The organism is Paenibacillus sp. CAU 1782 (assembly GCF_054551715.1).
Genome location: NZ_JBTOLL010000001.1, coordinates 799,061 through 811,261, shown reverse-complemented (window position 1 = coordinate 811,261; position 12,201 = coordinate 799,061). Strand labels below are relative to the sequence as shown.

The following is a 12,201-nucleotide window of genomic DNA, read 5'->3' as shown; positions in this document are numbered from 1 at the left end:
CGGTACTATTTTACATCTATCATACTATATTTCATGTACGTTGTCTTGCAGTTCCTCTACAATTGGGGAGAGCAGAACAACCATGGAGGGATTCAACGATGAGCCAAACTAAAATTGTATGTACGATGGGACCGTCAAGCAACTCTGTACCAATCCTTAAAGAAATGATGAATGCGGGTATGACCGTAGCCCGCTTGAATATGGCGCACGGCGAGCTGGAAGACCACAGCGCGCGCATCGCGCTGGTTCGCGAAGCGGCTGAAGCGGCAAACAAAATCGTTGCCGTCATGATGGACATTAAAGGACCGGAAATCCGTATCGGCAATCTGGAAGAGAGCTCTTACGCCCTCAAAACAGGCGACAAGCTGACATTGACAAGCCGCCAAGTTGCGGGTACAGCGGAGTGCGTGCCGGTTAACTACCCCGATCTTCCAAGCGACGTTAAAGCTGGCGACCGTATTCTGATCGACGACGGTTTGATCGAGCTGGTAGTTGAGGAAGTTGTTGATACTGAAATCAACTGTCTGGTTTTGAACGGCGGCGCGCTTAAACCTCGCAAAGGCGTTAACCTGCCAGGTATCAGCACAAGCCTTCCAGGCGTAACGGACCGCGATATTCGCCATATCCGTTTCGGCATCGAAGAAAAAATCGACATTATCGCAATGTCTTTTGTCCGCAAAGCGGAGGACGTTCTGCAAGTAAAACAAATTTTGGAGGATGCCGGCGCAGGTCACATCGCGATCATCTCCAAAATCGAAAACCAAGAAGGCGTAGACAACCTTGACGCCATCATCGAAGCATCCGACGGCATTATGGTTGCTCGCGGCGACCTGGGCGTGGAAATTCCGGCCGAGGACGTTCCTATGCTTCAACGCATCATGATTCAAAAATCCAACGTGGCCGGCAAACCGGTTATCGTAGCAACTCAAATGCTGGATTCCATGCAGGTTAACCCGCGTCCGACTCGCGCTGAAGTGAGCGACGTTGCCAATGCGGTTCTGCAAGGCGCTGACTGCATCATGTTGTCCGGCGAATCCGCAGCGGGCAAATATCCGCTTGAATCCGTTCGTATGATGGCTCAAATCGCTGACCGTACAGAAGCAACTGTTGATTACGACGCTGCTTTTGAAAGCCGCATGACGGCTCCAATCGGCTCCATTACGGAAGTCATCAGCCAATCCGTTGTAAGCTCCTCGCTGCAACTGGGCGCAAAAGCCATTCTGACGCCGACAGAAAGCGGCTTTACCGCTCGCATGGTGTCCAAATATCGTCCAAAAGCGCCGATTATTGCGATTTCCTCGCATGACAGCGTATTGAAGCGTTTGACGATGACTCGCGGCGTAGTGCCGGTTAAAGGCGAAAACGTTACTTCGACGGATGAAATGTTCAAACTGTCCATCGCTAAATCCGCTGAAACAGGAATCGTTCAATCCGGCGACTACGTTGTTATTTCCGCAGGCGTACCAAGCGGAAAAGCAGGCGCAACCAACCTGATTCAAATTCATCAAGTTGACTAATTGTTCTTGACAGGACAAGCCGGCTTGTGCCACAATGAATGCTGCTGATTCATCATGCATTCGTATAATCCCGCATAACCGCGAAAGGCACAGGGCGGGGGTTTCTACGGAAAGCCTAACTTTCCAGCTACGAATAACAAGTTGTCCCTCCAAAGAGGGCAGCTTGCTTATCCGTAGCTTTTTTGCGTTGATAACCCGTAATGGAAAGCGGACTTTTTGAACTACCTCATACAATCAGGTTCAAAAAGTTCGGTTTTCAGTACCGAGAAGATGGAATGAAACTAGAAAATGAGTAGCGGAGCTTAGTGGAAGCTAAGTGAGCAACGGAGGTTTCGGTTGAATGCCATATTCGACGCCGGCCATGACGCTAGTCATGATCCGAAATGGAAAGCGGACTTTTTGAACTACCTCATACAATCAGGTTCAAAAAGTTCGGTTTTCAGTACCGAGAAGATGGAATGAAACTAGAAAATGAGTAGCGGAGCTTAGTGGAAGCTAAGTGAGCAACGGAAGTTTCGGTTGAATGCCATATTCGACGCCGGCCATGACGCTAGTCATGATCCGAAATGGAAAGCGGACTTTTTGAACTACCTATTAGGGGGAAGAGATGTGAAGCATGTATTATCGGTATTACTTGGCGCAGCCAGCTACGGCGTATTGTCGACTCTCGTCGTGAAAGCATATGAGGCGGGCTACAGTCTTGGCGAAGTAACCGGCTCTCAAATGATGGTTGGATTTCTGTTAAGCTGGGGGTTTGCCTATTGGCTGAAGCTCCGCCGCAAAAACGGCGCAAAGGGGCTCAAAGCGGGAATCAACCATAACAACAATGTAACCACAATCAAGACAACGGATAGAAATCATACAGCCAGTCAGGGGGGCACAAGCGAAGCAGGAGGGGCAACAACAAAGCTTTCCTGGAAGCAGCGCATGATTCTCATGGCTGCAGGCATGCCAACCGCCATTACCGGGCTGCTTTATTATGAATCGCTGCGTTACATTCCAGCTTCGCTGGCGATCTTGCTTCTTTTTCAATTTACCTGGATCAGCGTATTGGTCCAATCCGTGAGGCTGCGCAAACGGCCCGCAGGATTGATGTATTGGACGTTATTTATTTTATTAAGCGGAACGTTTCTGGCGGCGGGCGTTTTGGAGCAGGGAATGGGAAGGCTGCATCTCTTGGGCTTGCTGCTGGGCTTTTTGTCCGCAATCAGCTATACGCTCTTCATTCTGGTGAGCGGCAAGGCGGTGCAGAGCGCCCCGCCGGCGGAACGCAGCAAATGGATGATGGCCGGCGCGCTGCTCTTGATCTGGAGCATTTTCCCACCGCAATTTCTGTGGAACGGGGATTTGCAATCCAGCCTGCTGCTGTTCGGAACGTTTCTGGGCTTGTTCGGCGCATTTATACCGCCGCTGCTGTTTGCATACGGCGTTCCGCATATTGGGGAAGGGCTTGCCGGCATTCTTGGCGCAGCCGAACTTCCCGTTGCGGTCCTGCTGTCCTCGGTAGTGCTGCATGAGCAGGTGTCGGCGCTCCAATGGGGAGGCGTTGTTCTGGTATTGATCGGCATTGCTCTGCCGGAGTGGATGAAACACCGGAAAAAAATGCCCCGATTGATCATTGACAGGTCCAAAACCGGGGGGTAGAATTAACGATCATCATGGTATTGTCTTCCAGAATATTCTTATAGCGCTTAGGAGGAATTTGGGCAATGTCACTTATCCCTAAACATGCAACGGTTTTATTTCAAGGCGACAGCATCACGGACTGCGGACGCAATTATAGCGATCCCGACAGCCTGGGGCATGGTTATGCCCATCTCATCGCTTCGCAATTCGGTTTCCTGAATCCCGACAGTGGAGTAACCTTTCTGAACCGGGGGATCGGGGGAAATCGCCTGCCTGATCTGGAGTCCAGATGGCAGCGTGATTGTCTGGACCTAAAGCCGGATGTGTTATCCATTTACATCGGCATCAATGATACCTGGCGCAGATACGATAACGACGACTATACGCCGGCAGATGTCTTTTATGAGCGCTATCGCAAACTGATTGTGGATGCCAAAAGCTCGCTTGACGTTTCGCTGATACTGATCGAGCCTTTTGTGCTTCCCGTTCCTGAAGACCGCCGCGCGTGGCGGGAGGATCTGGATCCCAAAATCGCTGCGGTTCGGGAATTGGCGGCGGAGTTCAAAGCGCCTTATGTGCCGCTTGACGGTTTGTTCGCGGCGAGCAGCGTGTCAACCGGACCAGCCTATTGGGCTGCTGACGGCGTTCATCCCACGGCTCCCGGCCATGCTCTTATTGCAGACGCCTGGCTGCGCGCGGTGAAGGCGATCTAGGTCTCGCATCTCAGCACGCGTTGTTGAGTCAACCTCAATACGGAATTTTGGTAAAGTTTATTTTATAGCTGTTCTTTTCCTGGAAATCCCACTCGGACCGGATCTATAATAAAGGTGTCGGGCCGACGAATTTCAGAAGAAAGGAGCTGATCGATTTGATTAAGAACCTTGAGGTGGTTTCCGGTTAATGCCGGAGACTGCCTTCCACGGAGGAGGCCCTTGGGCCTCCTCTTATATTTTCTGAAGTCGGTGATTGAACATTGGAACAATGTTCTTTATAATGAATAATGAGCCATAAAAAGGCAACCAAAACCCAAAGAAAGGGAGGAAGCAAAACATGACGCAAGTAATGCTTATGAGTGGAATGTCGAATGTCGTAGGATCGTATCGTTTAAACCAATTTCAGGAGGACTTTGACCGTGAACTACAAAAATGGAAGAGACGTGCTTCCCCCTAGCCTTTTGCTGGAGCTGCAAAAGTATATTCAAGGCGATTTGATTTATATACCAAAACCTGCCAATCAGCGCGCAAGCTGGGGCGAAGTGAGCGGAACGCGCAAGCTGCTGGCGGAACGAAACCGTGAAATCGTTCAGTGTTACAGCGACGGCGCATCGGTCGCCGAGCTTGAGAGACAGTACCATCTGTCCAGCGAAAGCATACGGAAAATTATTGTGAAGGCCCGCTAATGATTAAGGACCTTAACTATCATCAAAAGAAAAAACAACCATCGGAGCACAGCGTACGTAATCGCAGTCCGATGGTTGTTTTTTTGTTGTCGCCAGAGCATGTTTGCAAACACGCGTTAGGTCAATCAAGCTAAGCTGGCGCCGGGAAGGCGCAGCGTTGTTCTGGGATACTTGTAATCATCGCGGAAACACAGCGTATCGGAATCGTAACTGGATTGCGACAGGCGGTGAGATACCTCGAATACCGGCAGTTCGGGATGGACGTGAAGGGAGGAACGGTAGAAACAGCAGCCTTCAAAATGGAACTGAAGCGATGTAATAATAATGACACAATCAGTAAAGCTGCAGTTTGTAAAGCAGAAGCCATCAAAAAAGATAGTTTCATTGGTAAAGCATTGGTTCGAAATCATTTTCATTCGTATACTCTCCTAAAAGATATGGTATGCCAGCGCTAACGCGAGCTCTTTATCATGCTAACAGATGGCGTCTGCAATGTTTGTCAAATTATGGATGGCGTATGTAAAGAGTTATCGACATCCTGTATAATAGTACCATGTACAAAAAGATCGGTACCCGTATTGAAGAAAATGCAATCTCCGGGAGTTGAAGCGATGTCCACATCCGACATACCGCATTTCCATCCTCTCTTGCAGGCTTGGTTCAGCCAAAGCTTTGGCGAACCAACCGATGTCCAGCGCCAGTCATGGGCAGCTATAACAGCAGGGAAGCATACCCTGATCGCTGCGCCGACGGGCTCCGGAAAAACGCTTGCCGCATTGCTGCCATGCGTTAATGCAAGTCTAAGCAAGCCTGATTCGCGAGAAAATTCGCGCAAAGGCGTGGAAACGCTCTATATTACGCCGCTTAAGGCGTTAAATAATGATATTCAGCATCATGTTGTCGGATTTGGCGAGCAATTGGAAGCTGCTGCAGAAAAGCTGGGAATTCCATGGCCGGGCTACCGCAGCGCCGTTCGTACGGGCGATACAACCCCGGCGCAGCGCAGATCTATGCTCAAGAATCCGCCGCAGCTTTTAATAACTACGCCGGAATCCCTATTTATTTTGCTGACGTCAGAGCAAGGAAGGGGCATTCTGCGTTTTGTTAAGCAGGTCATTATTGATGAAATTCATGATTTGGCCGGAGATAAACGCGGTTCCCATTTATCTCTTTCGCTGGAGAGACTAACCTCGTTAACGGGAAGCCGCATCCAGCGAATTGGCGTATCCGCAACTCAGAAACCGCTGTCAGCGGTGGCAGCATTCCTTGGCGGATGGATGGATCCCGGGAGCGCTGAAGCAGCCGGGTCCAGCCAGGGCGAAGAAGCTGCCCGCTCTCATAGCCTCGGATTTATTCCGCGGCCTGTACATATCGTGGAAAGCAACATGGACAAAAAGCTGGATGTCACTCTTTGCATGCCGCAGCTGGCCGGGATTCAAACCTCGCGGGAGGCGGTATGGGGACCGCTGTTAAAAACCATGTTTAGCCTGATGGAGGGGCGCCGTTCGGTGCTTGTTTTTGTTAACAGCCGGCGGTTATGCGAAAGATTGGTGCTGCGGATCAACGATTTTGCTGGCATGGATATGGCAAGATCGCATCACGGCAGCATGTCCAAGGAGCTGCGCCTGGAGGCGGAAGCCCGGCTCAAAAGCGGCGACTTGCGCTGTCTGGTCGCAACCTCGTCCCTTGAGCTTGGCATTGATGTCGGACATATCGATCTGGTCATTCAGATCGATTCTCCGCTTAGCGCGGCATCCGGGATTCAGCGGATAGGCCGGGCGGGCCATGCCGTAGGCGACACCTCGGCCGGCGTCATAATCCCCCGTTACAGGGGGGCGCTGCCGGAAGCGGCGGTGCTTGGCAAATGCATCGCCGAACGGGATATTGATCCGATTGTCATTCCCGAGCGGCCAATCGATGTATTGTCCCAGCAAACCATTGCGATCGCTGGCTCCGCCGAGTCGGTGCTAAACGTTGATGAACTGCATCGTCTGGTTGCGGGCAGCGACAGCTATCGTGAGCTGGACCGCGTGATGCTGGAGGAAATTCTGAACGTGCTGGCGGGCTTTTACCCCTTCTCCAGACCCATTCTGGATTGGAATCGGGAGAGCGGAGAAATCGCAAAACGGGGAAATACGGCGATTGCGGCGCTGAGAGGCGCGGGGACGATTCCCCAAAGCTCGCAATATCCAGTTCATCATATAGACAGCCGTACCCACCTGGGAGAGCTGGACGAGGAATTTGTGCTGGAAAGCCGAGTCGGCGATGTCTTCCTGCTGGGCACGAACTCATGGATGATCAGACAAATCGAAAAGGATCGGGTTTATGTCTCCGAAAGCGCAAACAGCTTTAGCGAAATCCCTTTTTGGCGAAATGAAGGACCGGGGCGGTCTTTCCGTCTTGGGAAGCAAATCGGAGCTTTTATGGAGACGCTCTCCGACATGCTGCGGCTTGACTCCAGATCCAACAGGGAACGCGGAGCGCACTGGAGCCAGCTTGCGGAGCTGTCGCAATTGGTTCCGGACGAGGCGGCCCGGAAGCAAACCTACGATTTTCTGCGCGGACCATATGGCATGGACGACGGATCGGCTACTGAATTGATGTCGTATGTCTCGTCCCAGCATGCCGTAAGCGAGCTGCCAACGTCCAAAACAATTGTGGTAGAGCATTACCGCGATATGATGAACCAGACGCATGTGGTGGTTTTGAATCATTTTGGACGGCGCATCAACCGCACGTGGCTGCTTGCGCTGCAGCGCCAGTTCGAGCTCCTGCTTCCTTATACGCTCTATGGCAATGCCAAAGACAACGGCATCGAATTTGTGCTTCCGGAATGGGATTCCTCCTGGCTGCGTGTATTTCGGGAAGTGATGCCCGGCAACGTCGAGCAGCTGCTTATGGACGGGATGACAGGTTCGCCGCTGCTTGCCATCGCTTTCCGAAGAATTGCGGAAACCGGGCTTCTTCTTGCACGAAGCTTTACCCGCACGCCGATGTGGCAGATGCGCCTGCGCAGCGAAGAGCTGCTGCGCGATTCACTGCCCTACGCGGACAAATTTCCGTTTTTGGCTGAAGCGATGAGAGAATGCATGCATGACTATCTGGATCTGCAAGGACTCAAGGAAGTGCTGACAGGCATACAGGAAGGGGACATGACACTTCTCATTACAGAGACGGCTTATCCATCTCCTATGGCGACTCAATTCCTGGCCGATTACGTCAACATGAAGGTTTATGAAGGCGATGGTCTGAATCTGGAGACGCAAGCTAGCCTGCTGGCAATCAGCCGTGAGCTGGCAGGTACGTTATTTGGCCCGGAAGCAGTAAAAGGCGTGTTGTCCCCAAGCGCCATTCTGGAAGAAGAAAACCGCCTTCTGCACCCTTCCCATACGCCTAACAGCGCAGCCGGACTGCTGGAGCTGCTGAAGCAGCACGGGGAAAGCAGCCTGAAGGAGTTAAGCGAAATAGCCGGCCCAAAGACGAGAGAGTGGGTGATGGAGCTTATCCACCAAAACGCGATTGCCGAATTGACTTCCGGCAATGGAATAGTGCGTTGGTATTGCGCAGAGGAAGAGACGATGTACAAGTCGCTTGATGCGAAGCCCGAAGCTGCAGCATTTGTACTGAACCGTTACGTGGAGGGAGTCATGTCTTTTTCGTCAGACGATTTGACGGAGCGTTACCCTATTTTGACAACGGCACGCGCCGAGGAATGGATACAGTCTCTGAGTAAGCAGGGACGTATCGTGCCAACGCCGTTCCAAACCGGAAGGAATAAGGAGAGCTGGAGCGGCAGCAGGATCGTGGAACGTTTGATCAAAACATCGCTGCGCGAGGCGAGAAGCCAGGTACAGCCCGTAAATCCGTGGCGATGGTGCGGCTTGCTGGCGGAACGCCAACATGTTGGGCAAGGAAACGCTGTGGGCGGCAGTCTAAGCATAGTGGAGACTTTGCGGAAGCTGCAAGGCTTATACATGCCTGTATCGCACTGGGAGTCGCTTATTTTTCCCGCACGAATTCCTAATTACAGGAAGGAAGAGCTGGACATGCTGTGCTCGGCGGGGGAGCTGATCTGGCTTGGGGAAAAAGGGGAGGGGCGCAAAGAAGGGAAAATCGCATTTTTCCTAAGCGATCAAGCTGGATTGTTTGCGCCGATTGTTGAGCGTGCAAGCCGGAACCAGACTGCCCATCCTGAGCTGCTGGAGCTGTTGAAGACCGGGGGAGCTGCATTTTTGACGGGTTTAAGCCGCAATTACGGCAAGCCGCCAAGTGAAACGTTGAGCGATCTGCTGGAGCTTGTATGGGAAGGCCATGCCTCCAATGACCAGTTCGCTCCGCTTCGAGTGAAGAGAGGAAAAAACGGCGATCTTGCCCAAGGCGGGTCCGGCTTTGGGCGCTGGTATTGGACCGGAAGCTTGGCGGCATCGGCTCCGAGCAAGCAGCCCCAAGGAGCGGAAGCAGATAGCAATGGAAGCAAACGGACTAAAGAACTGGCAGAATCCGCATTGGGCTGGCTGCATCAGCTCCTAGAAGGGTACGGCATCATTACAAAAGAGCTGATTCATGCCGTATCGCCTTTTAGCTGGGATGACATGCTCCCTCTGCTTGGAAAGCTGGAGGAATGGGGAACTGTCGTTCGAGGCCGTTTCATCGAAGGCCAATCCGGCATGCAATTTGCGCCTCCGGGCATTGCTTCCCGATTGACCGAGGCGGCAAAAGCCAACGGCGAGTTGACGATACTGTCGGCGCTGGACCCTGCCAACCCCTTTGGATTGATGATGGATTGGCCGGATACTCCCGGCATAACCTGTGCCCGGAAAACAGGAAGTTATCTGGTTGTAGGCGACGGGAAATGGCGCTATTGGATCGAAAACAATGGCAAACGAATATACAACATGGAAGAGGATTATGGAAAAAACAGTGATGACACCCATCAATTGCGCAAGGTTTTCAGTACCATACTTCATACTCAGCGCTTGACCAAAATTGTTATTGATAAGTGGAACAATAAACCTGTTGCGGAATCCGAGGCGGCAGATCTGCTGCAAAGCATAGGAGCGGAAAGAGATGGAAAATCGTACGTGTTATGGATGAGCCGGCTGCAGGCCAGGTCTTGAGTCATCGTATGAGAAAACCTTTATTGAAGTCTCTCGAAGATGAGTGACCGCTTAAAGCGGCAAGTTTTATCGCCAATACGAGCAAGAAAACGCCGATTCCGGCGCCCATGCGGCAAACCGGAATCGGCGTTTTGCTATTTTACGGATGCAATTGTGAACGATGGAGACACCATCTTGACATTAATTCATTTAGTGATTAATATTTATAAAAGTTAATAGTTTAGTTCTAAAATAAAATGGAGAGGCGGTGATTGAAGTGAACTCTTTATCCGGCCGATTTTTCAGATCCATTGTGTTGCTGCATCGGGGCCTCAAGTCGGAAGCTGTTAAACGGATGGACTCCGAAATAACGGGAGCGCAACTTTTCCTGCTGCATGCAATCGCCGATCGCCAAAAATGCAAGCTGACCGACCTGGCGGAACTGCTGGACGTGAAACCTAGCGCTGTAACGGTGATGATCGACCGCATGGTGAAATGCGGATATGTCATCCGCGTCCGCGACAGCCAGGATCGCCGTGTTATTATGGCGGAGTTGACTGATAACGGCTATGCGGCGTTGACCGCAGCCAGAAATATTCAGCTTGAAATCACGGAGCATTATTTGGACATCCTAGAACCGGAGGAAAGAGAAACGGTAACCAATCTGCTTGAAAGGCTGGCGGCGGCTTACCATAAACCAGGGGAAGCCCCGAACAATGTAAATTCAACTAAATAATTCTCAGCAGCAGGCTAAAGTGAGAAAGATTCCGGGAACAACAGCGATCGGAATAAACTTTCACACGACGGCCATACTTCCTGAAAATCATTAGTTGAATTTATATAGTTAACGTCATTAATTAACAACTCGTTTAGACGCTTTTTACAGAAAGAGGGAGAGACATCATGGAAGATTTATCGCCAAAACGGAAAATGACAATTATGTTCGCCATTATTGCAGCTATGTTTTTTTCCGCTATTAACCAAACCATCGTCAGCACGGCAATGCCACGCATCATCGCTGTTCTGAACGGGATGGAGCATTACAGCTGGGTGATTACGATTTATATGCTGACCTCAACGCTATCCACCGTACTGGTCGGTAAGTTGTCAGACATTTATGGCCGGAAGCCGTTTATTCTGAGCGGCATCGTTATTTTTATGATAGGGGCCTTTATGACCGGCCTATCCAAAACCATTTTTGACATGATCCTGTACCGCGGCATTCAAGGCGTTGGCGCAGGCATCATTATGGCAACCGTCTTTTCGGCGGTTGGCGATTTGTTTCCGCCAAGGGAGCGGGCCAAATGGACCGGCGTAATGATGGCCGTGTTCGGCTTCTCCAGCGTAATCGGCCCTGCGCTTGGCGGATGGCTGGTTGACCATTTTGCGTGGAAGTGGTTGTTCTGGATTTTCTTGCCGCTGGGACTTGTTGCTTTCTTTATGATCTTGTTCCTGTTCCCCAAAACGGAGAAGAAACCGGCGGAAAGCATCGATTATGCCGGTTCGTTGCTTCTTAGCGTTGCCATTATTGCGTTGTTGTTAGGCTTTACATGGGCCGGAACGAAATATGATTGGGCCTCTTTCCAGATTCTCGGTTTGTTCGCAACAAGCGTTGTTTTCACCTTGTTCTTCATATTGGTTGAACGAAAGGCCAAAAGCCCCGTGCTTCCGTTGTCGCTTTTCCGCAACGACATTATTACCGTTTCCAATGTGGTAGGTTTTCTGATGAATGCCGGCATGATGGGCGCATTGATTTATTTGCCGTTTTTTGTGCAAGGCGTGGAGGGCATTTCGCCAACCTACTCCGGCTACGTTACGATGCCGATGTCAATTGCGATGGTGATCCTGAGTTCAGTAATCGGGCGGTATATTACCAAAACGGGAAAATATAAGCGTTATGCGCTTACCGGATTGCCCATTATGGTCGCCGGCATGTTGATTATGGCGTTTATGAACAGCGTTTGGGTGGCCGTAATCGCCATGATTGTTTTTGGTACGGGATTGGGTATCGGCATGCCTATCTTTTCGCTCACCGTCCAAAATGCGGCTCGTCCCGAAGAGCTTGGCGTCGCAACGGCTTCTTCGCAGCTGTTCCGCAACCTGGGCGGCACCATCGGCATTGCGGTGATGGGTACCATCATGCAATCCAGCCTGCTCAAAAATATGAAGGAGGCGTCCGCTTCGCCAGACGGCTTTGACTTTGCATCGCTTGACCCAGCGCTTGCATCGCAGCTTGCAGAGTTCCAGCATCCCGAGATGCTGCTCGATCAGCCCAAGCTCGTTGAGCTTCAAAACACATTGCCAAGCGATATCCAGCCCCTCATTGCAAAAATGATTGATACTCTGCGCGAGGCGCTAAGCTCGTCCTTGTCGGTGGTGTTCCTGTGGGGAACCGCATTAATCGCCGTAGCTCTGCTGCTTACGTTTTTCCTTCGGGAAATTCCGCTTCGCACATCCAACCGGATGCCCGACAACGAGCCGCAAGCTTCTTAATTCCGGAAGGGCTTTTGCTTTTCAAATTATCGAAGCGTAAAGCGGTGCTTGCCTGGAATCCTATTTCGTA

Annotated in this window: 8 protein-coding genes; 7 read left to right on the top strand and 1 reads right to left on the bottom strand. The window is 51.2% G+C overall.

Features of this window, described 5'->3' with window-relative positions; genetic code table 11:
* Positions 1-98 precede the first annotated feature (98 nt).
* The 4 genes from pyk (at position 99) to ACX93W_RS03965 (ending at position 4,542) form a co-directional block, all read left to right on the top strand.
* Positions 99-1,517 (top strand): pyruvate kinase, encoded by a 1,419-nt coding sequence (pyk, locus tag ACX93W_RS03980; RefSeq protein ID WP_459391014.1) that lies wholly within the window; start codon positions 99-101, stop codon positions 1,515-1,517.
* Between the two features lie 609 nt (positions 1,518-2,126).
* A complete protein-coding gene (locus tag ACX93W_RS03975; RefSeq protein WP_459391013.1) occupies positions 2,127-3,161 on the top strand; it encodes an EamA family transporter in 1,035 nt (344 codons plus the stop codon).
* A 65-nt stretch (positions 3,162-3,226) separates the two neighbouring features.
* Complete coding sequence (locus ACX93W_RS03970) at positions 3,227-3,856, top strand: SGNH/GDSL hydrolase family protein (protein WP_459391012.1); 630 nt, start codon at positions 3,227-3,229, stop codon at positions 3,854-3,856.
* 419 nt (positions 3,857-4,275) lie between these two features.
* Positions 4,276-4,542 carry a CD3324 family protein gene (locus ACX93W_RS03965; protein WP_459391011.1) on the top strand — a complete coding sequence of 89 codons (267 nt, stop codon included), beginning with the start codon at positions 4,276-4,278 and terminating at the stop codon, positions 4,540-4,542.
* Positions 4,543-4,667: 125 nt separating this feature from the next.
* Here ACX93W_RS03965 and ACX93W_RS03960 read toward each other — a convergent pair whose 3' ends face one another.
* Positions 4,668-4,958, bottom strand: coding sequence for a hypothetical protein (locus ACX93W_RS03960; RefSeq protein WP_459391010.1), 291 nt, complete (start codon positions 4,956-4,958; stop codon positions 4,668-4,670).
* Between the two features lie 195 nt (positions 4,959-5,153).
* Between ACX93W_RS03960 and ACX93W_RS03955 the strand changes: the two genes are divergently transcribed.
* The 3 genes from ACX93W_RS03955 (at position 5,154) to ACX93W_RS03945 (ending at position 12,131) form a co-directional block, all read left to right on the top strand.
* A complete protein-coding gene (locus ACX93W_RS03955; protein WP_459391009.1) occupies positions 5,154-9,659 on the top strand; it encodes a DEAD/DEAH box helicase in 4,506 nt (1,501 codons plus the stop codon).
* Between the two features lie 256 nt (positions 9,660-9,915).
* On the top strand, positions 9,916-10,374 hold the full coding sequence (locus ACX93W_RS03950) for a MarR family winged helix-turn-helix transcriptional regulator (protein ID WP_459391008.1): 459 nt from the start codon (positions 9,916-9,918) through the stop codon (positions 10,372-10,374).
* Between the two features lie 167 nt (positions 10,375-10,541).
* Positions 10,542-12,131 carry an MDR family MFS transporter gene (locus ACX93W_RS03945; protein WP_459391007.1) on the top strand — a complete coding sequence of 530 codons (1,590 nt, stop codon included), beginning with the start codon at positions 10,542-10,544 and terminating at the stop codon, positions 12,129-12,131.
* Positions 12,132-12,201: the final 70 nt, after the last annotated feature.